Raw genomic sequence first — 22,605 nt, forward strand, 5'->3', positions numbered from 1 at the left:
CGTCGCGAACGGGGCTAAATGCGTCAGTTCCGCCATCGATGCCGCCCCCGCTGCAGAGGATGCCAAAGGGTGTCAATCGCAATGGGATCCTCATTCGGCAGACCTACAGCCGTGTCGGACACACCCGTCGGAAGTGGTTCCACAGGGAGACTGTTTGGTCCGTGGCTGGTCCGGGACGGATTCACTTGGAGTTCGAACAATGGCGTAAGGTGCCGCATTGATCACGGAAAGTGACGTCGGTGTCGGGTTGCCTGGAGCTCAACGAAGCCTCCAGGCAGCCGACTTCGAGCTCTAGAAGAACCCAAGTTTCTGTGGGCTGTAGGAACAAAGAATGTTCTTCGTCTGCTGATAGTGATCCAGCACCACCTTGTGCCCCTCCCTCCCGATCCCCGACTGCTTGTATCCGCCGAAGGCGGCGTGGGCCGGGTACTGGTGGTAGCAGTTGGTCCAGACACGGCCGGCCTGGATGGCGCGGCCGGCTCGGTAGGCGGTGGTGCCGTTGCGGGTCCAGACGCCGGCGCCGAGGCCGTAGAGGGTGTCGTTGGCGAGGGCGATGGCCTCGTCGAAGTCGGTGAAGGACGTCACCGCGGCCACGGGGCCGAAGATCTCCTCCTGGAAGACGCGCATGCGGTTGGTGCCCTCGAAGATGGTGGGCTCGACGTAGTAGCCGCCCTTGAGCTCGCCGCCGGGGTCGGCGCGGTGGCCGCCGGTGAGGACGCGGGCGCCTTCCTTGCGGCCGATGTCGAGGTAGGAAAGGATCTTCTCCAACTGGTCGTTGGAGGCCTGGGCGCCGATCATCGTGTCGGTGTCGAGGGGGTGGCCGGGGACGATCGCCTCGGTGCGGGCGACGGCGGCGGCGAGGAAGTCGGCGTAGTGGCCGCGCTGGATGAGGGCGCGGGAGGGACAGGTGCAGACCTCGCCCTGGTTGAGGGCGAACATGGTGAAGCCTTCGAGCGCCTTGTCGCGGAAGTCGTCGTCCGCGTCCCAGACGTCGTCGAAGAAGATGTTGGGGCTCTTGCCGCCGAGTTCGAGGGTGACGGGGCGCAGGTTCTCGGAGGCGTACTGCATGATGAGGCGGCCGGTCGTGGTCTCGCCGGTGAAGGCGATCTTCGCGACGCGGGGGCTGGAGGCGAGCGGTTTGCCGGCCTCGACGCCGAAGCCGTTGACGACGTTGACGACGCCCGGGGGGAGGAGGTCTGCGACGATGTCGAGCCAGACGTGGACCGACGCCGGGGTCTGCTCGGCGGGTTTGAGGACGACCGCGTTGCCCGCCGCCAGCGCCGGGGCCAGCTTCCAGGAGGCCATCAGGAGGGGGAAGTTCCAGGGGATGATCTGGGCGACGACGCCCAGCGGTTCGTGGAAGTGGTAGGCGACGGTGTCCTCGTCGATCTCGGAGAGGCTGCCCTCCTGGGCGCGTAACGCCCCCGCGAAGTAGCGGAAGTGGTCGATGGCCAGGGGGATGTCGGCCGCCAGGGCCTCGCGTATCGGCTTGCCGTTCTCCCAGGACTCGGCGACGGCGAGCGCTTCGAGGTTCTCCTCCATGCGGTCGGCGATGCGCAGCAGGACGGCGGCGCGCTCGGCGGGCGAGGTGCGGGCCCAGCCGGGGGCGGCGGCGTGGGCGGCGTCCAGGGCGCGTTCGACGTCCTCGGCCGTGCCGCGCGCGACCTCGGTGAACGGCTCGCCGTTCACCGGCGTCGGATTCTCGAAGTAACGTCCCCGTGCCGGGGGTACGTACTCACCACCGATCCAGTGGTCGTAGCGCGGGCGGTACGAGACGACGGCGTCGGGGGAGCCGGGGGACGCGTAGCGGGTCATGGCGTGCCTCCTCACACACGGCCGCCCGCTCCGTCGCGGGCGGCGACGGCTGGACGCTACCCAGGGGCGGCTTGCGGTAGGCCCCTTGGGTGTGGTGTACACATCAGTACGCGTCAGTGCACGTCAATACGCGCCGGTGCTGCCGGTGCGTCACGGAAGCGGGGGGACCCCATGAACAAGAAGGTGCTCGTCGACATCGCCGAGCGGACCGTCGCCGCCTATCTGACCACTTTCATCGGCCTGTTGCTGGCCGACGGGTTCGACCTGACGAGCGTCTCCGCCCTCAAGGCCGCCGCCATCGCCGCGCTGCCCGCCGCCCTCTCCGTGATCAAGGGCGCCCTCGGCCGGTACGTCGGGGACAAGGACAGCGCGGCATGGCTGCCGAACAAGAACGGCAAGAAGGGCAAGGTCAGGCGTTCAGGCCGTAGCGCGACGAAGCCTGACGGATCGTCTCCGGCTTGACCTCCCCGCGGCGGGCCAGCGCCGCCAGCGCGGCCACCGCCACCGACTGCGCGTCGACGCCGAAGTGGCGGCGGGCGGCCTCGCGGGTGTCGGAGAGGCCGAAGCCGTCCGTGCCCAGCGACGTCCACTCCTGCTCGACCCAGGGGGCGATCTGGTCCGGCACCGCGCGCATCCAGTCGCTGACCGCCAGCACCGGACCGGGCGCGCCGTGCAGGGCCCGCGTCACGTAGGGGACGCGGTCCTCGCCGCGCAGCCGGGCCGCGTCGCAGGCCAGCGCGTCGCGGCGCAGTTCGGTCCAGGACGGCGCGGACCAGACGTCGGCGGCTACGCCCCAGTCGTCGGCCAGCAACCGCTGGGCCTCCAGGGCCCAGTGGACGGCCGTGCCGGAGGAGAGGAGCTGCAGGCGAGGGGCGTCGGACGGCAGATCGGCGGCGGCCTCGCGGTAGCGGTAGAGGCCCTTGAGGATGCCCTCCTCCACGCCGGGCGGCATGGCCGGCTGGACCTTCGGCTCGTTGTAGACGGTCAGGTAGTAGAAGACGTCCTCGGCCTCGGGCCCGTACATCCGCCGCAGGCCCTCGCGGACGATCACGGCGACCTCGTACGCGAACGCCGGGTCGTAGCCGATCGCCGCCGGGTTGGTGGAGGCGATCAGGTGCGAGTGGCCGTCGGCGTGCTGGAGGCCCTCGCCGGTCATGGTGGTACGGCCGGCGGTCGCGCCGACGACGAAACCGCGTCCCAACTGGTCGGCCAGCGCCCAGAACTGGTCGGCCGTGCGCTGCCAGCCGAACATCGAGTAGAAGATGTAGAACGGGATCATCGGCTCGCCGTGCGTCGCGTAGGACGTCGCCGCGGCCGTGAAGGAGGCCAGTGAACCCGCCTCGGTGATGCCCTCGTTGAGGATCTGGCCGTCCTTCGCCTCCTTGTAGTAGAGGAGTTGGTCGCGGTCCACCGGGTCGTAGGTCTGGCCCGCGGGGGAGTAGAGCCCGGCGGTGGGGAAGAGGGACTCCATGCCGAAGGTGCGGGCCTCGTCGGGGACGACGGGGACCCAGCGGCGGCCGGTCTCCTTCTCCCGCAGCAGGTCCTTGACCAGCCGGACGAACGCCATGGTGGTGGCGATCTCCTGGGTGCCCGAGCCCTTGTGCAGCGCCTCGAAGGGCCTGGCGGAGGGCTCCGGCAGCGGCTTGGCGGTCACCTTGCGGGCGGGCGCCGGGCCGCCGAGGGCCGCGCGGCGCTCGCGCAGGTAGCGGACCTCGGGGGAGTCCTCGCCGGGGTGGGCGTACGGCACGAGGCCGTCGTCCAGCGCGCGGTCGGGGATGGGCAGCTCCAAAAGGTCCCGCAGGGCGCGGAACTCCTTGCCGGTCAGCTTCTTCATCTGGTGGTTGGCGTTGCGCGACTCGAAACCCGGGCCGAGGGTGTGCCCCTTGACGGTCTGCACCAGGACGACGGTCGGCGCGCCTCGGTGCTCGACGGCGGCCCGGTAGGCGGCGTACACCTTGCGGGGCTCGTGGCCGGCGCGCGAGGTGCGGAAGAGCTCCAGCACCTCGGCGTCGCCGAGCCCGGCGCCGAGCGCGCGCAGGGCGGAGTCCGTTCCGAAGAAGTGGTCGCGGACGTACGCGGCGTCGCGGGTGGCGTACGTCTGGAACTGGGCGTCGGGCACCTCGCGCAGCCGGCGTGCCAGCGCGCCGCCGGTGTCCCGGGCGAGGACCGCGTCCCAGGCCGAGCCCCACAGGGACTTCACCACGTGCCAGCCCGCGGCGCGGAACTGCGCCTCCAGCTCCTGCACGATCTTGAAGTTGGGGCGGACGGGGCCGTCGAGGCGCTGGAGGTTGCAGTTGATGACGAAGGTGAGGTTGTCCAGCCGCTCGCGGGCGGCGAGCGCGAGGGCGGCGGTCGACTCCGGCTCGTCCATCTCGCCGTCGCCGAGGAAGGCCCACACGCGGGAGCGCGAGGTGTCCTTGATGCCGCGGTGCTCCAGGTAGCGGTTGAAGCGTGCCTGGTAGATCGCGGAGAGCGGGCCCAGGCCCATGGAGACGGTGGGGAACTCCCACAGCCAGGGCAGCCGGCGCGGGTGCGGGTAGGAGGGCAGGCCGTCGCCGCCGGCCTCCTGCCGGAAGCGGTCCAGCCGGGCCTCGTCGATCCGGCCCTCCAGGAAGGCGCGGGCGTAGATGCCGGGGGAGGCGTGGCCCTGGAGGTAGAGCTGGTCGCCGCTGCCGTCGGCCTCCTTGCCGCGGAAGAAGTGCTGGAAGCCCGTCTCGTAGAGCCAGGCCGCCGAGGCGAAGGTGGCGATGTGGCCGCCGAGGCCGCCGCGCTGGTTGCCGCGGGTGACCATGGCGGCGGCGTTCCAGCGGTTCCAGGCGGTGATGCGGCGGTCCAGCTCCTCGTCGCCCGGGTAGGCGGGCTCCTCGGAGGTCGGGACGGTGTTGACGTAGGGCGTCTCCAGGAGCGGCGGGAGATCCGCCCCGAGGTGCCCGGCGCGGTCGGCCATCCGCCGCAGCAGGTGGGCGGCGCGGTGCGGGCCGCCGACCCGGGCGGCGGAGTCCAGGGACTCCAGCCACTCACCGGTCTCGGCCGGGTCCAGGTCGGGCAGCTGGTCGAGTTGGGACACCGTTATCCCCTTTCGCGTCGCCCGGTGAGGGTGGCCGGGCCGTGCTGGCTTTTCCGTTGCGCGAAACAAAAGTTCCGTCCTGATGACGCTAGGAGCCGTACGTGTGCCGGGTCAACGGTTACTCGCGAGTAATGATCGATCATTTCTGAGTGGTCGATGACGGCCGGAAGCGGTCGATGACGGCCGGAAACGGAATCCCTCACTTCACACGGGGTGTGGTCCGCGCGCCCGCGCCCGCGCCCCGCACACGCTTCCACCCGCCCCCCGGCCCAGGAAGACTGAGCACCGCGAGTCCCATTGGCGCGACGGGACCGGGCCCCCGGTCTTCCCCCCGAGCCGGCGGCCCGCCGCTCTGCGCCGCCGGGCGGACGGCGCAGAGCGGAGCCGCGCACCACCACGCGCACCCGGCGTCCACGGTGCGCGCACGGTGCATCCACGGTGCGGGCGGGGCCGTACGGGCGATGACCCGCACCCCGCCGTTGCGTCCCGCGGAGCGGGTGCAACGATGTGCACGTCATGAGTGCAGGACAGCAGGCGGGGCAGGTACCGCGGACGTTGCGAGCCGCCGTGTTCGCGGCCGGCTGCGTGCTGCTCGCCGCCCTGGGCCACGTCCTCATGTCCGGTGTCGACGTCCCCTGGTGGGCGGTGATCGCCGCACTGTCCGGAACCGGCGGCTGCGCCTGGTTCCTCGCGGGCCGCGAGCGCGGGCCGTTGCTGGTGACGCTGGCGACCGTGGGCGCGCAGGCGGGGCTGCACTTCTTCTTCACCGTGGCGCAGAACGTCTCCCTCGCGGGGGCCTCCGCCGGCCCTGCCACCGGAACCGGAACGCCTTCCCTGCTCAGCGGAATGCTGTGCGGCTCGAACGCGACGGCCGGCACCGGCATGTCGGGGATGTCCGGTCACTCCGGCATGAGCGGCATGAGCGGCATGGATGGCATGAGCGGCATGGCCGGCATGCCGGCGCACGACGGCATGCAGATGGACATGCTGGGCATGCACGGCAGCCACGGCGCCATCGGCATGTGGTCCGCGCACCTCCTCGCCGCGCTCGTCCTGGGCGTCTGGCTGTCGGGCGGCGAACACGCCGTCTTCCGCGTCGGCCGGGCCGCCTGCGCCCGGCTCGTCGCCCCGCTGCTCGTCCTGCTCCGGGGGCCGCTGCCCACCCCCGGGCCGCCGCGCGTCCGCGCCGGCCTGGCCCGCGCCGCGCAGCGCCTGCGGCAGTTGCTGTACGCGTACGCCCTGGTCACCCGGGGGCCGCCGGCCCCGCTCGCCGTCTGCCGCTGAGCGCGCACGCACCCGGTTCCTCTGCTGGACCGGCGGTCGGGCGTGCCCGGTGCCGACGGCGACCGGACAGGCTCACGACGTCACCGGGTGTCCCGCCGCCGCGCGCGGCCGCGCCCCCGGATTCCAGGAAGGACCCCGGGCAATGACCCCTGCCCGCACTCCTCGCGTGCCACGACGGCACGTCCCCCCGTCGGCGAACCGGCCGGCGAACCGGCCGATGAACCAACTGACAGCCCGATCAGCCGAGGTCGAGCACGGCGGCCAGCACCTTCAGCCGGCGGGCCCGCTCGCCCCACCGGCCGCACTCGGCACAGCCGCGCAGGTGCGTCTCCACCGCCCGGGCTCGGACGCCCGGCGGTGTCTCCTCGCCGTCGATCCGGGCGGACACGGCGCTACGTACGTCTCTGCAATGCACCCCGCCATCGTCCCCGGGGCCGGTGCGCCCGGGTGCACCGGCCCCCGCCCGGGAGGCCGCCGTGCGTGACGACGAGACCGTGACCGCCTGGGCGCTGGCCGCGCGCGGCGGGGACGCCGACGCCGTCGAGCGCTTCATCCGCGCCACCCAGAGCGACGTCCGGCGGTACGTGGCCCGGCTGAGCGGCGACCCGCAGGGCGCCGACGACCTCCTCCAGGAGACCTACCTGCGGGCCCTGCGTTCCCTGCCGCGCTTCGAGGGGCGTTCCTCGGCCCGCACCTGGCTGCTGTCCATCGCCCGCCGCACGGTCGTGGACCGGCTGCGGTTCCTCGCGGCCCGGCCGCGGCTGTCGGACACGGACGACTGGCAGTCGGCCGCCGAGCGCACCCAGCGCGCCGAGCTCCCCGGCTTCGACGAGGGCGTGGCCCTGTCGCAGCTGCTGGACCGGCTGCCCTACGAGCGCCGCGAGGCGTTCGTGCTCACGCAGATGCTGGGCCTGCCCTACGCGGAGGCCGCGCTGGTGGCGGGCTGCCCGGTCGGCACGGTGCGCTCCCGCGTGGCGCGCGCCCGCGAGTCGCTGATCGGCCAGCTGGAGACGGCCGAGCGGGAGGCCACGGCGCGGGTGCCGGCGCTCGCCGGCTAGCGGCCCGGTTTCGAGATTCGGCATCGCCGATCGCATGATCGGCACCTCGCTGGTCAGGCGGTTGGTGCTGGACGTGCCTCACGTGGTGCTGTTGAAACTCGAATCCGGCTCACTAGGCCGTGTCCGACGGCTCTCGACGCCGCTGCCTCGCCGGAACGGATGCTCCCTGTGCGGCAGTCGGCAGCTCACGAGGTCTGCTGCGCGACACGGGCGGCCCGCCCGGCGGCAGTTCAAGAGCCGTCGGACAGGCCCTGGCCCGCGCCGCGCGCGTCGAACGGGCGCGCGCCGACAGGAAAGTCGACAGGGAAGTCGACAGGAAAGGGGCCGCGAGGGATCACCCCTCGCGGCCCCTTCGCCTTCGCACGATCAGCGACGGGGGGCGCTTCCCGCCGGGACCGCCACCGCCTCCGTCCGCACGGTGCCGCTCTCGCGGAACCGCAGGACGAGCGGCAGGCGTTCGCCGGCCCGCATCCTGGGCGGGGCGGAGATCATGATGTCGGTCCCGTGCGGCGACATCTCGACCGTGCCGTGGGCGGGCACCTCCACCGAGCGCAGCATCCGCATGGTGCCGGCGCCCTCCTTGACCACCGTCCTGCTCAGCATGGCGCCGCCCGCCGTCGGGGCCTCGACGGACAGCAGTTCGTCGTCCCCGTCACCGTCGTTGCGGATCCGTACGAACGCGGCCGTGTCGTCGGTCCCGAACGGGACGAGGACGCGCGCGTCCTCCACCGACACCTCGGCCGGCCGCCCCGCGGCGCCCGAGGCGGTCCAGGCGCCGAGCCCGCCGAGGGTCACGGCGCAGGCGACGGCGGGGACGAGCGCCGCCTTGGCGGTGCGGACCAGGGAGTCGCGGATCGGGGAGTCCTTCATCGCGCGGCCTTTCCGTGAGCGGTGCTACGAGGGGTACGGGCCGGGCCGCGCCGGGCGGGCGTCGGCTGCCAGCCGCGCAGGCGCAGGCTGTTGGCCACGACGAGGACGGAACTGGCCGACATCGCGGCCGCCGCGACCATCGGGCTGAGCAGCCCGACGGCGGCCAGCGGCACGGTGACCATGTTGTAGCCGAAGGCCCAGGCCAGGTTGGCGCGCACGGTCACCGAGGTGCGCCGGGCCAGGCGCACCGCGTCGGCCAGGACGCCCATGTCCTCGCGCACCAGCGTCACGTCGGCCGCGCCGATGGCCGCGTCGGTGCCGCTGCCCATGGCGATGCCGAGGTCGGCGCCGGCCAGGGCGGCGGTGTCGTTGACGCCGTCGCCGATGACCGCGACCAGGTGGCCCCGGGCCCGCAGCTCGCGGACGAGCGCGGCCTTGCCCTCGGGGGTCATCCGGGCGTGCACCTCGTCGATGCCCAGCTCGGCGGCGACGGACCGGGCCGCGGCCTCGCTGTCGCCGGTGGCGAGCACGGGCCGCAGGCCGAGCCGCTTGAGGTGGTCGCAGGCGCGGTAGCTGCCGGCCCGCACGGTGTCGCCGAGGGCGATCACGGCCTCCGCCGTGCCGTCGATCCGGACGAGGACGGCGGTGTGGCCGTGCCGGTCGGCCTCGGCGGCGGCCTCGGCGAGGGAGGCGGGGAGGGGCGCGTGCTCGTCGGTGCGGGCCCGGGCGCCCGGGGTGCCGCTGTCCGCGGCGGGACCGGTTTCGCCGGTGGCCGTGCCGGTTCCGTTCGCGGTGGCCGTGCGGCGTGCCTCCGGCGCGGCACCGCTCATCGGTGCGGCTTCGCCTGTCGGTGCTGCTTCGTTCGCCGACGCGGCCTCGCCTGCCGCAGAGGCGGCGTCCGCCGGCCCGTCGGCGCCTGTCGGGGCGGGAGCGCCGGAAGGACGCGGCGTACCTGCCGCAGAGGGGGCGTCCGCCCCCGCCGGCGCCCCGTCCGCGCGGACCACCTCCACCAGGTGCCCGTCCACCCGCGCCCGTACGCCCACGCCCGCCGTGGCCGTGAACTCCCCGGCGCGCGGCAGCGGTTCCGCGCCCGCCTCCGCCGCGCCGTGCGCGTGGACCGCCCGGCCCACGGGGTGTTCCGAACCCGCCTCCGCGGCCGCCGCCAGACGCAGCGCCGCCCCGTCCCCGACGCCGTCGGGGCGGGCCGTCACCGCCGTGACCGCCATCGAACCGGTGGTCAGCGTGCCCGTCTTGTCCAGCACCACGGTGTCCACCCGGCGCAGCCCCTCCAGGGCCTGCGGGCCGCGGACCAGGATGCCCAGGCCCGCGCCCCGGCCCGTCGCCGCCAGCAGGGCGGTCGGGGTGGCCAGGCCCAGGGCGCAGGGGCAGGCCACGACCAGCACCGCGACCGCTGCGGTGATCGCCGCCTGGGGGGAGGCGTCCGCGCCCAGCCAGAAGCCCAGCACCGTCACGGCCACGGCCAGGACCGCGGGGACGAAGACGCCCGCGACCGCGTCGGCGACCCGCTGCACCCGGGCCTTGCCCGCCTGCGCGTCCTCCACCAGCTTGGCGATCCGCGCCAGTTGGGTGTCCGCGCCGACCGCACCGGCCCGTACCTCCAGCAGCCCGCCGGAGTTGACCGCGCCGCCGACCACGGCCGTGCCCGGACCCGCCTCTATGGGCGCGCTCTCGCCCGTGACGAGGGACAGGTCCAGTGCCGAACTGCCGGACACCACCGTGCCGTCGGTGGCCACCCGCTCGCCCGGCCGGACGACGAAGCGGTCGCCGACCCGCAGTTCAGCGATCGGGATCCGCCGCTCGGAGCCGTCCTCCGCCCGCACGACGACGTCCTTGGCGGCGAGCGAGGCGAGCGCCCGCAGCGCGGAGCCCGTCCCGTGCCGCGCCCGGGACTCCAGGAGCCGTCCGGTCAGGACGAACAGCGGTACGGCGACGACCGCTTCGAGATAGACGTCCGCGGTGCCGGGCATGCCCGAGGGCCACAGGCTGAACGGCATCCGCATGTCCGGATCCCCGGCGCCGCCGAAGAACAGGGCGTACACCGACCAGGCGTAGGAGGCGAGGACCCCGAGCGAGACGAGGGTGTCCATCGTCGCCGTGGAGTGCCGCAGCCCGCGCAGGGCCCGGGAGTGGAAGGGCCAGGAGCCCCAGGCCGCGACGGGCGTGGCGAGGGCGAAGCACAGCCACTGCCAGTTGCGGAACTGCAGGGCCGGGACCATGGACAGCACCAGCACCGGCACCGACAGCAGAGCGGTGATCAGCAGCCGGGCCGACGGCGGGGGCTCGTCCCCGGCACCGGCGGAGCCGTCGTCCTCCGCCTCGGGGGGCTCGGGCAGGGCCGCCGTGTAGCCGGCGCCCTCCACCACCTTCATCAGCTCCTCGGCGGAGACGGCCGACGGGTGGCTGATCCGCGCCCGTCCGGTGGCCAGGTTGACGCTCGCGGTCACCCCCTCCAGCCGTCCGAGCTTCTTCTCGACGCGCGCCACGCAGGCGGCACAGGTCATGCCGCCGACGAGGATCTCGGTCTCGGCTGCCTCGGCCGTGGTCGGGGCGCCCATCAGTGGCCCATTCCGGGCATATCATCCATACCGCCGCCGGAGCCCCCGTCGGACGCCGGGCCGCCGCCGCTGCGGTGCAGGCCGGGGGAGACGGGGCCGGCGGCCGACCCGGCGGCGTACGCGACGCCGAACAGGGCGGCCAGCAGCAGGACGAAGCCGCAGAGCGCGGCGTAGGGGGCGAGGGATTGACGAGCGGTCATCGTGGCATCGTGGCACGCCCGGGGCGGTCGGGGAGGCCCGGATCCGCCTGCCCGGCGCGTGAGGATTGTCCCTTCCGCTTCCGGGAACCCGGGGGCCCCTCCGGACGACTACCTGAGGATTGAGGGGGTCGGCGGGAGCCGTCCGGAATCCGGACACGAGGGGCGGGAACCAGCCGGCACCACCGTACGACTTCCTGGGGGTCCACGACTTCCCGAGGAGAGCACCACCGTGTCCCTGCCCGACCCCGTACCCCTCCACGGCCCCGCGTACAAGCGGGATCCCTATCCGCTCTACGCGCGGATGCGCGAGGCCGGTCCCGTGCACCGGGTGCTCTTCCCCAGCGGGGTCACCGCCTGGCTCGTGACCGGACACGCCGCCGCGCAGCGCACCCTCGCCGACCCCCGCCTGGGCAAGAACCACGCCCTGGGCAACGACCGCTGGCGCGCCCGCGCCTCGATCATGCCCGAGCCGCAGCACTCCCGGCTCCAGGCGCACCTCCTGCACCAGGACGCCCCCAAGCACACCGCCATGCGCCGGATGGTCACGGACGCTTTCGCGCCACGTCGCGTCGAGGAACTGCGGCCGCGCTTCCAGGAACTGGCGGACGCGCTCGTGGACGCCCTCCCGGCGGACGGCGAACCGGTCGATCTCGTCGGGCGCTTCGCCGCCCGCTTCCCCTTCCAGGTCCTCGCCGAGGTCATCGGCCTGCCCCCGCACCTGGCCGCCCGCTTCCGCCGCGAGTGGGGCAAGGTCGTCGCGCCCGTCGGGCCCGAGGACCCGGGCCGCCCCGCGTACGAGGCGCTGCTGCGCGGCCTGGAGGAGTACATCGCCGAGGTCGTCGCCGACCGGCGCGGCGCCGGCGACGGGCTGCTCGCCCGGCTGGTCGCCGCCCATGACGCGGGCGAACTCACCCCGGAGGAACTGTCCTCCATGATCTTCCAGCTGCTGGTGGCCGGGCAGGAGCCGGTGACCAACCAGATCACCACCGCCCTCGTCGCCCTCTTCCGCCACCCCGAGGCGCTGGCGCGGCTGCGGGACGAGCCGGGGCTGATGCCGTCCGCCGTCGAGGAACTGCTGCGCTACGACAGCGCCTTCGAGCTCACCACCTGGCGCTTCCTCGCCGAGGACGCGGAGCTGCACGGCACCCGCGTCCCGGCCGGCGACTCGGTGATCGTCTCCCTGTGCGCGGCCAACCGCGACCCCGAGCGCTTCCCCGACCCCGACGCCCTCGACCTCGACCGGGCCCAGGGCTCCCACCTCGCCTTCGGCCACGGCGTCCACTACTGCCCGGGCGCCGCCCTGGCCCGCGCCGAACTCCAGGTCGCCCTGGGGACGTTGCTCGCCCGGCTGCCCGGCCTGCGCCCGGCCGGGCCCGACGGGGAACTGCGGTGGATCCCCGCCGTCCTCGGCCGGGGGACGTCCGCGCTCCCGGTCCGCTTCGACGGGTGCCCGTACGCGCGGGGTGAGGGCCGATGAGCACCGCCGCGGCCACCGTTCTGCGGCTGCTGCTGCCGTACCACCGCACCACCGGCCCCGGCTCGCCGGACCCCGCCGACCATCCCGAACAGCTCGGCCAGATACGCGCGTTCACCGACGCCGGCGAACCGGTGCTGCTCACCCTGCCCGGCTTCCCCTGCAAGTCCCCCAACACCGCCAAGGTCCTGGGCCACCTCCCCGACGAGGGCGAACGCCTCTCCCTGGAGTTCCTCAACGGCCTGTGCGCGCGCATCGCCGAGGTGTACGAGCCCGGGGCACGGCTGGTCATCTGCTCGGACGGCCACATCTTCGGCGACGTCATCCACGTCCCCGACGCGCACATCGACGCCTACGGGGACGGGCTGCGCGCCCTGATCCGGGACGCGGGCCTGGACCACCTCGACACGTTCGACCTCCGGCAGGTGCACGGGGACGCGGACCACGACACCAAGCGGCGCCTGGTCACCGAGGCGTACGCGCCCTCCGTGGACGCCCTGCGCGAGCGGGTGCGTTCGGACGAGGAGACGGCCCGGCTCTACCGCGGCATCACGCGCTTCCTCGTCGAGGACACGGCGGACTTCGCCGGCAGCAGATCCGCGCTGCAGCGCGAGTGCCGCGCCCGCGCCTACGAGGTGATCGCCCGCAGCCGGGCGTGGGGCGACCTGATAGCCGACCACTTCCCGCGCTCGGTGCGCCTGTCCATCCACCCGCAGCCGGTGGGCTCCGAGAAGTTCGGCATCCGCCTGCTGGAGACGGCCGACGCGTGGGCCACGCCGTGGCACGGGGCGGTGCTGCGCGATGCGGGGGGAGTGGCGCGGCTGATGCGGCGGGACGAGGCGGAGGGGGTGGGGAGGTTGGTGCGGCGGGGTGGCCGGCCGAGCCACTTCGAGGCGGCGGGCTGAGGGGAGTTTGCCCCGGACCCTCCCCCAGAGGGGGTACCCCCACTTTCACCGTTTCTCCGGGGCTGCGCCCCTCGGCCCCGCATCGCCCTTCGGGCGATGTCCTCAAACGCCGGACGGGCTGAAATTCAGCCCGTCCGGCGTTTGAGGACGAACGCGGCGCAGCCGCGTTGCACCCCGCGCAGAGCGCGCGAGAAACGGTGAAAGTGGGGGTACCCCCTCTGGGGGAGGGTCCGGGGCACAAAACCAACCCCAAGCGGGCAGCGTCACCCCCGCACCGCCGCCGGCACCCCCGCCCGGTGATCGAACGCGATCAACGGATCTCCCGTCAACGGATGTTCCACCACGGCCGCCCGCACACCGAAAACCTCCGCCAGCAACTCCGGCGTCAAAACATCCCGCGGCGGCCCCGAAGCCACCACCGCCCCCTCGTGCAGCACGTGCAACCGGTCGCACAACGACGCCGCCGCGTTGAGGTCGTGCAGCGAGAGCACCGTCGTACGGCGCTGGGCGCGCAACAGGGCCAGCAGTTCCACCTGATGACGGACGTCCAGGTGGTTCGTCGGCTCGTCCAGGACCAGCACCTTCGGGTCCTGGGCCAGCGCCCGGGCGAGCAGCACGCGCTGGCGCTCGCCGCCGGACAGGGCGGAGAAGCGCCGGTGACCGGCCCCGGCCAGGCCGACGTTCGCCAGCGCCGCCGCCACGACGTCCGCGTCCGCCCGGTCCTCGCCCGCGAACGCCCGCTTGTACGGCGTGCGGCCCATCGCCACCACCGCACGCACGGTCAACTCGAAGTCGGTGCCGCGCTCCTGCGGCAGGGCCGCCACCCGCCGGGCGGACTCCGCCGCCGACAGCGAGCGGATGTCCGTACCGCCCACCAGCACCCGCCCGGCGTGCGGCCGCAGATAGCGGTAGACGGTGCGCAGCACGGTCGACTTGCCGCTGCCGTTGGGCCCGACCAGGCCCGCGATCTCGCCGTCCTCCGCGATCAGTTGGACCCCGGAGACCACGGACCGGCCGGACAGGACGACCTCCAGGTCCTCGATGGCGATGCGCACGGCTAGCCCCTCTCCAGGCGGCGGTCGAGCAGATAGAGCAGGGTCGGGGCACCGATCAGCGCGGTGACCACGCCCACCGGGAGCTCCTGGTCCGGCAGCGCCGTCCGCGCCACCAGGTCGACCACCACCAGCAGGACGGCGCCGAACAGCGCGGCCACCGGCAGCAGCCGCCGGTGCGCGCCGCCGACGACCAGCCGGCACACGTGCGGGACCATCAGCCCCACGAAGCCGATCGCCCCGGACACCGACACCAGAACTCCCGTGAGAACACTGGTCACCACGAACATCTCGCGGCGCAAGCGGGGCACGTCCACCCCGAGGCCGGCCGCCGTCTCGTCGCCCATCAGCATCGCGTCGAGCGCCCGGGCCCGGGCCAGGAGCGCGGTCAGGCCCAGCGCGACGGTCACGACGGGCACCGTCAGGGTGGACCACTCGGCCCCGCCGAGGGAGCCCATCAGCCAGAACAGGACGCCGTGCGTCTGCTGGTCGTCCCCGGCCTGGAGCACCAGGTAGTGGGTGAAGCCGGACAGGAACTGCCCGATGCCCACCCCGGCCAGCACCAGCCGCAGCGGCGAGAAGCCCCCGCCGCGCCGGGCCAGCGTCCACACCAGGGCGAAGGAGGCCAGCGCCCCGGCGAACGCCGCCGCCGACAGCCCCAGCCCGAACAGCCCGCCCGTCCCGGCCCCCAGGACGATCGCGGCGACCGCGCCGAGGGAGGCGCCGCTGGAGATGCCCAGCAGGTACGGGTCGGCGAGCGGGTTGCGGACCAGGGCCTGGGTCGCGGTGCCGACCAGGCCCAGGCCCGCGCCGACCACGGCGGCGAGCAGGGCGCGCGGCACCCGCAGCCGCCACACGATCAGGTCGTGGGTACCGGGCACCGGCGCCTCGCCCGTCACCCCGCGCACCACGGCCGACCACACGTCACCGAGCGGCACCCTGGTCGAGCCCAGGCACACGGACGCGACCAGGGCCCCGAGCAGGACGACGGCCAGCGCGGTGGCGACCAGTACAGGGCTCGGCTCGCGTACCGGACGCACCTCGTCGGCGACCGCCGTCATCTACTTGACCCGGTCGGGGTGCAGGGTGTGCGCGATCTCCCGCACGGTGTCCGCGCTGCGCACCCCGCCGATGGTGGTGCGCTCCGAGCCGATGCGCAGGAAGCGGCCCTCCTTGACGGCCTTGAGGTCCTTGGTCGCGGAGAAGCTCTTCAGGAAGTCCGCGGCCTCGTCGAACGCCTTGCGGTTGGCCTCCTCGCTGCCCCGGTTGCGGACGGCCAGCTGGATCCAGTCGGGGTTCTTCGCGACGACGTCCTCCCAGCCGACGGGCTTGAAGTCGCCGTCGCAGCCGGAGAAGACGTTGCGGCCGCCGGCCATGGTGATCACGGCGTTGGCGACCTGCCGGTTGCAGACCGCCATGGGCTGCTTGGTGCCGGCGTCGTAGTCGAAGAGGAAGTAGGACGGGCGCTTGTCCTGCGGCACGTCCTTGAGGGCGTCGCGCACGCCGTCCGTCTTCTTGCGCATCTCGCCGACGAGTTCGGCGGCGCGGGCGGAGGTGCCGGTGACGCGGCCGAGCTCCTCGATGTCGGCCGTGACGCCCGACAGGTCGGTGCGGGGGGACTTGTTCATGGCCGCGCACGCCGTCGACTTCAGGAAGACGTGCTTGATGCCGGCGGCCTTGAACTCCTCGGGCCTGGGCGCGTCGCCCATCCCGCCCATGTTCTTCATCGAGGAGAAGGAGTCGATGTAGACCTCGGCGCCGGAGCCGAGCAGCTTCTCCTTGGGGATCACGGTCCTCCCGAGGACCGGCACCTTCGCCGCCCGGTCCTGGAACTGCTGCGGCACCGCGCCCTTGCCGGGCGGGAAGCCCGTGCCGACGACCTTGTCACCGGCCCCCAGCCACATCAGCAGCTCCAGGGCGGCCGCGTTGCTGGTGACGATCTTCTTCGGCGCCGCGTCGAAGGTGGTCTTCGCCCCCATGCAGTCCGAGACGGTCACGGGGAAGCCCGAACCCGGACCCGGCCCCTTCGCCGCGCCGGTCTCCTTCGCATCGGAGCCGCCACCGCCACAGGCCGTCGCCGACAGGGCCACCGCGGCCAGCACGCCGCACCACGCACGAGGGCGCATCAAACACTCCAGGACTCGTTGTGCTCGGGCCCGCAGCTCGCGGACCCGGAGCAGTAGTCGGACGGAACCCCGGCCCGGTTCCCGGATCCTGTGAAGATCTCCCGCATAGGCTGCGGACATCCAGTGGACATGATCTTGAGGAGACCCCGATGCCCGGTCCGCAACTGCAGGAGATGCCCACCGACTGGCGGCGCGCCCTCGCGGTCGTCGCCCACCCCGACGACCTGGAGTACGGCGCCGCGGCCGCCGTCGCCACCTGGCTCGACGGCGGCCGCGAGTGCGTCTACACCCTCGTCACCAGCGGCGAGGCGGGCATCGACACCATGTCCCCGGCCGAGGCCGGCCCGCTGCGCGAGCGCGAGCAGCGGGAGAGCGCGGCGGCGGTGGGCGTCCGCACCGTGGAGTTCCTCGGCCACCTCGACGGCGTCCTCGAGTACGGCACCGCGCTGCGCCGCGACATCGCCGCCGCCGTCCGCCGCCACCGGCCCGAGCTGGTCATCACCCTCAACCACCACGACACCTGGGGCGGCGTCGCCTGGAACACCCCCGACCACCGGGCCGTCGGCCGGGCCGCGCTCGACGCCGTGGCCGACGCGGGCAACCGCTGGATCTTCCCCGAACTCGCCGAGCAGGGGCTCCAGCCGTGGAACGGGGTGCGGTACGTGGCCGTCGCCGGCTCCCCGCAGCCCACCCACGCGGTGGACGCGCGCGCCGGCCTCGACCGCGCGGTGGCGTCCCTGCTGTGCCACCGCACGTACATCGAGGCCCTCACGGACGAGGAGCCGGAGCGCTACTGCCGCACGTTCCTGGAGGGCAACATGGCGGCGGTCGCCGATCGCTTCGGCGGGCGGCCGGGCGTCGCGTTCGAGCTGTTCACCCGGTGACCTTGCGGTAGGTTCGGGCGTCCTCGGCCGCCGCCAGCACGGCGGCGAGGTCGCCGCCCGCCGAGGCCGTCACGACGGCGGCCACCGCGCCCTCGACGAACGGCGTGTCGGCGATGCGGACGCCGTCGCCGGCCAGCGTCCTGGCGGTGAGCACCGCGCTGCCCATGTCGCAGACGAGGACCACGCCCGCGCCCTCGTCCGCGTCGCCGATCGCCCGGCGGATCAGCTCGGCGCTGGTGCCGGTCCCGCCGTCCGCAAGACCGCCCGCGGGCGCCACGGGGGCCGGATCGCCCGCCCCGTAGAGGGACTTGGCGAGCGCGGCCGTCGCGGCGGCCAGCTCGCGGCTGTGCGAGACGAGTACGACGCCGACGCGGCCGGGCGCGCTCCGCTCCTCGGGCTGCTCCTCGACGGGCGGCTCGGGCGCGACCGCGCACAGCGCCGGGTCGGTGGCCTCGTACAGCGCGGTGATCAGCAGGGCGGTCGACGTGGCGCCCGGATCCCGATGGCCGATGCTGCGCTCGCCCAGGTAACTGGCCCGGCCCCGGCGGGCCTGGAGCGGAACGGTCGCCTCCGCGCCCGCCCGGGCGGCCTCGGCGGCGGCCTCCAACGCGGCGGCGGCGTCCTGCCGTTCCGCCAGGGTCGCGATGTACGCGTCGGTGGCGGGCTGGAGGGCGTCCACCATCGTCGCGTCGCCGGGCGCCGAGTCGCCCAGCCGCCGGACGCTCGCCACGGCAGCGGCGAGCGCCCGCCCCAGCGTCTCGGGCGCCACCTCGGCGTCCTCGCCCAGCATCTTGCCCATCCGCCGGAACACCGTTCCGTACAACGGCCCCGAGGCCCCGCCCACCGTGTTGGTCAGGTGCACTCCGACGGTCGTCAGCAGGGCACCCGGCGTGGTGGGCGCGGCGTCGGCGACGGCCTGCGCGGCCGAGCCGAAGCCGCGCTTGAGGTTGCTGCCGTGGTCGGCGTCGCCGATCGCGGCGTCGAGATCGGTCAGATACGCGGCGTGGGCGACGAGGACGGTGGTCGCGCGGTCGAGGAAGCGCCGGAAGAAGGGGAGATCGAGGGCGGCGGTGGTCGTGGTCATGGGGCTCAGGGTAGGGGTGGGGAGGAAGTGTGCCCCGTCACCCCTCGGGATAGAAGACGAACAACGTGCATCCGCTCGTCGTCTGCGGCACGTGCGACGAACCGGCCGGGGCGTGGACGAACGATCCCGCGGGGTAGTCCCGGTCCCCGTCGTTGAACGTGCCGGAGACCACGAACACCTCCTCCGGGCCCGGTTCGTGCACGTCGACGCCCTCCCACGCGGACCCCGGATCCATCTCCAGGACCTGCGCCTTCGCGCCGCCGGGACCGGCCCACAGGGGGCGCAGCCGGATGCCGGGGAAGAGCTCGCGGACGGGGGCGTCGTGGACGGAGGACCAGGTGTAGGTGTCGTGGTTCATGTCCCCAGCCTGGCCGTTGCCCTGACGTCGGATCGAGTGTCCGAATCGACATCCTGGGGTACTTTTCTGCCATGCATCGTGTGGTCGCCCTCGTGCACGCCCCGCAGTCCACGTTCGAACTCGCCTGTGCGGCGGAGGTGTTCGGGACGGAGCGGCGCGGACTCCCGGCGCGGTACGCGTTCGGCGTGTGCGCCGAGCACCCCGGCCCGGTCGCGACGCGGGCCGGGTACGACATGCTCGTGACCGACGGGCTGTCCGCGCTGGAACGGGCGGACACCGTGATCCTCCCCGGCTGGTCGCCCACGGACGAGGAGCCCTCGCCGGCCGTCCTCGGGGCGCTGCGCCGGGCGCACCGGCGCGGCGCGCGCCTGGCCTCCATCTGCTCCGGCGCCTTCCCGCTGGCGCACACCGGGCTGCTGGACGGCCGGCGGGCCACGACGCACTGGGCGCTGGCCGGCGCGATGGCCGCCCGCTTCCCCGCCGTCGAGGTCGACCCGGGGGTGCTGTACGTGGACCACGGCGACGTCTCCACCAGCGCGGGCTCCGGCGCCGGCATCGACCTGTGCCTGCACCTGGTCCGCGCCGACCACGGCGCCGGGTACGCGGCGCATGTCGCCCGCACCATGGTCATGCCGCCCCATCGTGAGGGCGGCCAGGCGCAGTTCGCCGCGCCGCCGCGTCCGGCGCAGTTCGACGCCTCCCTCGCGCCGCTGCTGGAGTGGGCCTCCGGGCGGCTCGGCGAACCCCTGACGGTGGAGGACCTGGCGGCCCGGGCGGGCGTCTCGTCGCGCACGCTCGCCCGGCGGTTCGCGGAGCGGCTGGGGACGGCACCGGGGCAGTGGCTCCTGTCCCAACGGATCGCCCTGGCCCGGGAACTGCTGGAGACCACCGACCTCCCCCTGGCCGCGGTCGCCCGCCGCGCGGGCCTGTCCTCCCCCACGAACCTGCGGCGGCGCTTCGTGACCGCGGTCGGCACGACACCGGGGGCGTACCGCAGGGCGTTCAGGGCGGCGGGGGTGTGAGTGAGGGGGTGGGTCCGGGGCAAACTCCCCCCACGCACCAACCCCGTTGTGCGACGGTTTCCCCGAAAATGAGGGAAGTAGGCGAAATGAAGCGCTAATTGGCGCATATGAGAGACCAGTTGACGACAGAGGCACCCGCGGGCCACGCCCCCCGATACGCGCCCGCCCCAAGATCTGTCAACCGGTGACGCACGCCCCCCGATCGGGCATACTCCAAGCGCCACAGCCGCAGGTCACCCCATTTCCGAGACCCGGCAGGGGACCATCGGCTGGGCACGACCGGTGGCGGGCCGACACCCCCGGCGCCGCCGCCCAAGCGCCCGACAGGGAGGAGAGCCGCGCATGACCGACCACGGCCCGCAGCCGGTGGAGCGCCAGCTGCCCACGGAAGAGGCCCGCGACCTGCTCGCGCTCGTGCGCGAGCTGGTGCAGCGGGAGATCGCGCCGCACGCCGCGGCGGAGGAGGAGGCCGGGCGCTTCCCCCGGGAGCTGTTCCGGCTGCTGTCCTCGTCCGGACTGCTCGGCCTGCCGTACGCCGAGGAGTCCGGCGGCGGCGCCCAGCCGTACGAGGTCTACCTCCAGGTCCTGGAGGAACTGGCGGCCGCGCGGCTGACCGTGGGCCTCGGGGTCAGCGTGCACTCCCTCTCCTGCCACGCGCTCGCCGGCTACGGCACCAAGGCGCAGCGCGCGGAGCACCTGCCCGCGATGCTCGGCGGCGGGCTGCTCGGCGCGTACTGCCTCTCCGAGCCGCAGTCCGGCTCCGATGCCGCGTCGCTGCGCACCAAGGCCACCCGTGACGGGGACGGCTGGGTACTGGAGGGCACCAAGGCGTGGATCACGCACGGCGGCATCGCCGACTTCTACACGGTGCTGGCCCGGACCGGAGGCGAGGGCGCCCGCGGGATCACGGCCTTCCTCGTGCCCGGCGACGCCCCCGGCCTCTCGGCGGCCCCGCCCGAGCGCAAGATGGGCATGAAGGGCTCGCCCACCGCCCAGCTGCACCTCGACGGGGTGCGGGTGCCGGACGCCCGCCGCATCGGCGAGGAGGGGCAGGGCTTCACCATCGCCCTGTCGGCCCTCGACTCGGGACGCCTGGGCATCGCCGCCTGCGCCGTCGGCATCGCCCAGGCGGCGCTCGACACGGCGCTGGCCTTCGTCTCCGAACGGCGGCAGTTCGGCCGTTTGCTGGTGGACTTCCAGGGGCTGCGCTTCATGCTGGCCGACATGGCCACCCAGATCGAGGCGGGCCGCTCCCTCTACCTGGCCGCGGCCCGGCTGCGCGACCAGGGCCTGCCGTTCTCCCGGCAGGCCGCCATGGCCAAGCTCTTCGCCACGGACGCGGCGATGCGGGTGACCACCGACGCCGTGCAGCTCATGGGCGGTTACGGCTACACGGCGGACTTCCCGGCGGAGCGGTACATGCGCGAGGCCAAGATGCTGCAGATCGTGGAGGGCACCAACCAGATCCAGCGCGTGGTGATCGCCCGTCATCTGGCCGGGCCCGAGGGGCAGTAGCAAAAGGGGCGGGGCCGTCGGGCCCCGCCCCGGACGCTCAGGCGCGGCGGCGCGCCCCCGGCACCCGCAGCGGCCGCGAGCCCGGGCCGCCGATGTGCGAGAACGGCTGCCGCCGCCAGTCCAGGCTCTCCGGCAGGGTGAGCAGCAGCGCCGTGTCCAGCTCCTGGGCGCCCCCCGACGCGTCGGCCGGCTCGGCGTCCTCCACGGCCCGCCCGGAGCCCGGGCACACGGTGAGCCCGAACGGGTTCCACGGGGACGGGCACAGGGCGTGCTCCGGGAGCTCCTCCTCGTCCGCGAGCAGCGCGATCGGGCGCGCGCAGTCCGGGCAGGTCACCCGGAACATCGACGTCAGGTCCAGCGGATCCGTCATGTCGTCCGTGCCGCCGTGTGCGGTGCTGTCGCCTTCGTTCTCGAGGCGTTCCAGGCTGGGCATAGTCTTTCTCCCCCTCGGCTGGGCCCGGCCGAGGCGTCTCGGCCTCGGCCACAGCAAGCACTTCCCTCGGGCGGAGCGGGGTAATCTCCCAGGCCGGGGGGACACGGGCGCGGACCTGTGGTGTTCGTCACGCGTCGCGTGCGCCTGCGGTGACGCCGACTGTGCCGGGCGCGTCCGGACCCAGTAGGTTGACGCACGTGGAGGAGCTGGACAAAGAGATCGTGGAACTGCTCGTCAAGGACGGGCGGATGAGCTACACCGACCTGGGCAAGGCGACCGGCCTGTCCACCTCGGCGGTGCATCAGCGGGTGCGCCGGCTCGAACAGCGCGGCGTCATCCGCGGTTACGCGGCGGTCGTCGACCCCGAGGCGGTCGGCCTGCCGCTGACCGCGTTCATCTCGGTGAAACCCTTCGACCCCAGCGCTCCCGACGACATCGCCGACCGGCTGGCGGAGATCCCGGAGATCGAGGCGTGCCACAGCGTGGCGGGCGACGAGAACTACATCCTCAAGGTGCGGGTGGCGACCCCGCTGGAGCTGGAGCACATGCTGGCGCGGATCCGGTCGCTGGCGGGCGTTTCGACGCGGACGACGATCGTGCTGTCGACGCCGTACGAGGCGCGGCCGCCGCGGGTGGGGTGAGTTTCTCCCCGCCCCGCCCTTTCACCGTTTCCTCCGGGGCACCGCCCCGGGGCCCGGCACCGCGCTCCGCGCGGTGGTGCGGGGGCTGCGCCCCCTGTGCCCCCTGCGCCCCACCGGGGCTGCGCCCCTGGACCCCGCTTCCGGGGGCTTCGCCCCCTGGCCCCCTTGCGGGGCTGCGCCCCCGCGCCCCGCTTCGGGGCTCCGCCCCGGGCCCCGTGTCGCGGCTTCGCCGCTCGTCCTC

The 22,605-nt window shown here is 73.9% G+C and carries 21 protein-coding genes and 1 pseudogene; 9 read left to right on the forward strand and 13 right to left on the reverse strand.

Going from position 1 to position 22,605, the window contains the following annotated elements; all coding sequences use genetic code 11:
- Positions 1–291 precede the first annotated feature (291 nt).
- Positions 292–1,815 carry an aldehyde dehydrogenase family protein gene (locus I5Q34_RS22205; protein WP_199894049.1) on the reverse strand — a complete coding sequence of 508 codons (1,524 nt, stop codon included), beginning with the start codon at positions 1,813–1,815 and terminating at the stop codon, positions 292–294.
- Between the two features lie 171 nt (positions 1,816–1,986).
- Here I5Q34_RS22205 and I5Q34_RS22210 point away from each other — a divergent pair, with 171 nt between their 5' ends.
- Positions 1,987–2,277, forward strand: coding sequence for a holin (locus tag I5Q34_RS22210; RefSeq protein ID WP_199894050.1), 291 nt, complete (start codon positions 1,987–1,989; stop codon positions 2,275–2,277).
- Here I5Q34_RS22210 and aceE read toward each other — a convergent pair.
- Positions 2,225–4,882 carry a pyruvate dehydrogenase (acetyl-transferring), homodimeric type gene (aceE, locus tag I5Q34_RS22215; protein WP_199894051.1) on the reverse strand — a complete coding sequence of 886 codons (2,658 nt, stop codon included), beginning with the start codon at positions 4,880–4,882 and terminating at the stop codon, positions 2,225–2,227. The two genes, I5Q34_RS22210 and aceE, sit on opposite strands and share 53 nt — an antisense overlap.
- A gap of 516 nt (positions 4,883–5,398) precedes the next feature.
- Here aceE and I5Q34_RS22220 point away from each other — a divergent pair.
- Entirely contained in the window at positions 5,399–6,166 is a 768-nt protein-coding gene (locus I5Q34_RS22220) for a hypothetical protein (RefSeq protein WP_199894052.1), read from the forward strand.
- A gap of 238 nt (positions 6,167–6,404) precedes the next feature.
- On the opposite strand, the gene I5Q34_RS35580 is transcribed toward I5Q34_RS22220, so the two are convergent.
- Complete coding sequence (locus I5Q34_RS35580; RefSeq protein ID WP_277965397.1) at positions 6,405–6,554, reverse strand: zf-HC2 domain-containing protein; 150 nt, start codon at positions 6,552–6,554, stop codon at positions 6,405–6,407.
- 88 nt (positions 6,555–6,642) lie between these two features.
- Here I5Q34_RS35580 and I5Q34_RS22230 point away from each other — a divergent pair, with 88 nt between their 5' ends.
- Positions 6,643–7,224 carry a sigma-70 family RNA polymerase sigma factor gene (locus tag I5Q34_RS22230; RefSeq protein WP_199894054.1) on the forward strand — a complete coding sequence of 194 codons (582 nt, stop codon included), beginning with the start codon at positions 6,643–6,645 and terminating at the stop codon, positions 7,222–7,224.
- Between the two features lie 366 nt (positions 7,225–7,590).
- Here I5Q34_RS22230 and I5Q34_RS22235 read toward each other — a convergent pair whose 3' ends face one another.
- The 3 genes from I5Q34_RS22235 to I5Q34_RS22245 are packed head-to-tail and all read right to left on the reverse strand — an operon-like array spanning position 7,591 to position 10,870.
- Positions 7,591–8,094 carry a copper chaperone PCu(A)C gene (locus I5Q34_RS22235; RefSeq protein WP_199894055.1) on the reverse strand — a complete coding sequence of 168 codons (504 nt, stop codon included), beginning with the start codon at positions 8,092–8,094 and terminating at the stop codon, positions 7,591–7,593.
- Positions 8,091–10,670, reverse strand: a complete 2,580-nt coding sequence (locus I5Q34_RS22240) for a cation-translocating P-type ATPase (RefSeq protein WP_199894056.1) — start codon at positions 10,668–10,670, stop codon at positions 8,091–8,093. Before I5Q34_RS22240 ends, I5Q34_RS22235 begins: the two co-directional genes overlap by 4 nt.
- Positions 10,670–10,870 carry a hypothetical protein gene (locus I5Q34_RS22245; protein ID WP_199894057.1) on the reverse strand — a complete coding sequence of 67 codons (201 nt, stop codon included), beginning with the start codon at positions 10,868–10,870 and terminating at the stop codon, positions 10,670–10,672. Before I5Q34_RS22245 ends, I5Q34_RS22240 begins: the two co-directional genes overlap by 1 nt.
- Before the next feature lie 229 nt (positions 10,871–11,099).
- Between I5Q34_RS22245 and I5Q34_RS22250 the strand changes: the two genes are divergently transcribed.
- On the forward strand, positions 11,100–12,347 hold the full coding sequence (locus I5Q34_RS22250; protein WP_199894058.1) for a cytochrome P450: 1,248 nt from the start codon (positions 11,100–11,102) through the stop codon (positions 12,345–12,347).
- Entirely contained in the window at positions 12,344–13,249 is a 906-nt protein-coding gene (locus I5Q34_RS22255; protein ID WP_199894059.1) for an L-tyrosine/L-tryptophan isonitrile synthase family protein, read from the forward strand. Before I5Q34_RS22250 ends, I5Q34_RS22255 begins: the two co-directional genes overlap by 4 nt.
- Positions 13,250–13,512: 263 nt before the next feature.
- Here the strand turns inward: I5Q34_RS22255 and I5Q34_RS22260 are convergent, their stop codons facing one another.
- Genes I5Q34_RS22260 through I5Q34_RS22270 form a run of 3 tightly spaced genes read right to left on the reverse strand, consistent with a single transcriptional unit; the run spans position 13,513 to position 16,427 of the window.
- A complete protein-coding gene (locus tag I5Q34_RS22260; protein WP_199894060.1) occupies positions 13,513–14,304 on the reverse strand; it encodes an ABC transporter ATP-binding protein in 792 nt (263 codons plus the stop codon).
- A gap of 2 nt (positions 14,305–14,306) precedes the next feature.
- On the reverse strand, positions 14,307–15,362 hold the full coding sequence (locus tag I5Q34_RS22265) for an iron ABC transporter permease (RefSeq protein ID WP_199894061.1): 1,056 nt from the start codon (positions 15,360–15,362) through the stop codon (positions 14,307–14,309).
- The gene (locus I5Q34_RS22270; RefSeq protein ID WP_199894062.1) at positions 15,363–16,427 is read right to left on the reverse strand and encodes an ABC transporter substrate-binding protein; all 1,065 of its coding nucleotides are present in this window, start codon (positions 16,425–16,427) and stop codon (positions 15,363–15,365) included.
- Positions 16,428–16,576: 149 nt separating this feature from the next.
- Between I5Q34_RS22270 and I5Q34_RS22275 the strand changes: the two genes are divergently transcribed.
- Positions 16,577–17,311 (forward strand): PIG-L deacetylase family protein, encoded by a 735-nt coding sequence (locus I5Q34_RS22275; protein ID WP_199894063.1) that lies wholly within the window; start codon positions 16,577–16,579, stop codon positions 17,309–17,311.
- Here I5Q34_RS22275 and I5Q34_RS34935 read toward each other — a convergent pair.
- From I5Q34_RS34935 to I5Q34_RS22285, 3 genes and pseudogenes are all read right to left on the reverse strand, one after another.
- Complete coding sequence (locus tag I5Q34_RS34935) at positions 17,301–17,786, reverse strand: PTS-dependent dihydroxyacetone kinase phosphotransferase subunit DhaM (protein ID WP_234429382.1); 486 nt, start codon at positions 17,784–17,786, stop codon at positions 17,301–17,303. The genes I5Q34_RS22275 and I5Q34_RS34935 overlap by 11 nt on opposite strands.
- Positions 17,760–18,395, reverse strand: a pseudogene (dhaL, locus tag I5Q34_RS34940) (dihydroxyacetone kinase subunit DhaL); the annotation flags it as partial. The gene I5Q34_RS34935 and the pseudogene dhaL, both read right to left, overlap by 27 nt.
- Before the next feature lie 37 nt (positions 18,396–18,432).
- Positions 18,433–18,753 (reverse strand): cupin domain-containing protein, encoded by a 321-nt coding sequence (locus I5Q34_RS22285; protein WP_199894065.1) that lies wholly within the window; start codon positions 18,751–18,753, stop codon positions 18,433–18,435.
- A 71-nt stretch (positions 18,754–18,824) separates the two neighbouring features.
- Here I5Q34_RS22285 and I5Q34_RS22290 point away from each other — a divergent pair, with 71 nt between their 5' ends.
- Positions 18,825–19,775: a helix-turn-helix domain-containing protein gene (locus I5Q34_RS22290; RefSeq protein ID WP_199894066.1), complete on the forward strand. Its 951-nt coding sequence runs from the start codon at positions 18,825–18,827 to the stop codon at positions 19,773–19,775.
- 342 nt (positions 19,776–20,117) lie between these two features.
- Positions 20,118–21,290, forward strand: a complete 1,173-nt coding sequence (locus I5Q34_RS22295; RefSeq protein WP_199894067.1) for an acyl-CoA dehydrogenase family protein — start codon at positions 20,118–20,120, stop codon at positions 21,288–21,290.
- A gap of 37 nt (positions 21,291–21,327) precedes the next feature.
- On the opposite strand, the gene I5Q34_RS22300 is transcribed toward I5Q34_RS22295, so the two are convergent.
- Entirely contained in the window at positions 21,328–21,723 is a 396-nt protein-coding gene (locus I5Q34_RS22300; protein WP_199894068.1) for a hypothetical protein, read from the reverse strand.
- Positions 21,724–21,920: 197 nt separating this feature from the next.
- Here I5Q34_RS22300 and I5Q34_RS22305 point away from each other — a divergent pair, with 197 nt between their 5' ends.
- Positions 21,921–22,364 (forward strand): Lrp/AsnC family transcriptional regulator, encoded by a 444-nt coding sequence (locus tag I5Q34_RS22305; protein ID WP_199894069.1) that lies wholly within the window; start codon positions 21,921–21,923, stop codon positions 22,362–22,364.
- Positions 22,365–22,605: the final 241 nt, after the last annotated feature.

It is taken from the genome of Streptomyces sp. AV19 (assembly GCF_015999245.1).
Classification (GTDB): Bacteria; Actinomycetota; Actinomycetes; order Streptomycetales; family Streptomycetaceae; genus Streptomyces.

Bases quoted from the DNA above. Each gene is read 5' to 3' on its own strand.
- I5Q34_RS22265 (WP_199894061.1), bottom strand. From the start codon at position 15,362: ATGACGGCGGTCGCCGACGAGGTGCGTCCGGTACGCGAGCCGAGCCCT.
- I5Q34_RS22275 (WP_199894063.1), top strand. From the start codon at position 16,577: ATGCCCGGTCCGCAACTGCAGGAGATGCCCACCGACTGGCGGCGCGCC.
- I5Q34_RS22295 (WP_199894067.1), top strand. From the start codon at position 20,118: ATGACCGACCACGGCCCGCAGCCGGTGGAGCGCCAGCTGCCCACGGAA.
- I5Q34_RS22220 (WP_199894052.1), top strand. From the start codon at position 5,399: ATGAGTGCAGGACAGCAGGCGGGGCAGGTACCGCGGACGTTGCGAGCC.
- I5Q34_RS22245 (WP_199894057.1), bottom strand. From the start codon at position 10,870: ATGACCGCTCGTCAATCCCTCGCCCCCTACGCCGCGCTCTGCGGCTTC.
- I5Q34_RS22205 (WP_199894049.1), bottom strand. From the start codon at position 1,815: ATGACCCGCTACGCGTCCCCCGGCTCCCCCGACGCCGTCGTCTCGTAC.
- I5Q34_RS22210 (WP_199894050.1), top strand. From the start codon at position 1,987: ATGAACAAGAAGGTGCTCGTCGACATCGCCGAGCGGACCGTCGCCGCC.
- I5Q34_RS22290 (WP_199894066.1), top strand. From the start codon at position 18,825: ATGCATCGTGTGGTCGCCCTCGTGCACGCCCCGCAGTCCACGTTCGAA.
- I5Q34_RS22255 (WP_199894059.1), top strand. From the start codon at position 12,344: ATGAGCACCGCCGCGGCCACCGTTCTGCGGCTGCTGCTGCCGTACCAC.
- I5Q34_RS22240 (WP_199894056.1), bottom strand. From the start codon at position 10,670: ATGGGCGCCCCGACCACGGCCGAGGCAGCCGAGACCGAGATCCTCGTC.
- I5Q34_RS22235 (WP_199894055.1), bottom strand. From the start codon at position 8,094: ATGAAGGACTCCCCGATCCGCGACTCCCTGGTCCGCACCGCCAAGGCG.
- I5Q34_RS22300 (WP_199894068.1), bottom strand. From the start codon at position 21,723: ATGCCCAGCCTGGAACGCCTCGAGAACGAAGGCGACAGCACCGCACAC.
- I5Q34_RS22270 (WP_199894062.1), bottom strand. From the start codon at position 16,427: ATGCGCCCTCGTGCGTGGTGCGGCGTGCTGGCCGCGGTGGCCCTGTCG.
- I5Q34_RS22285 (WP_199894065.1), bottom strand. From the start codon at position 18,753: ATGAACCACGACACCTACACCTGGTCCTCCGTCCACGACGCCCCCGTC.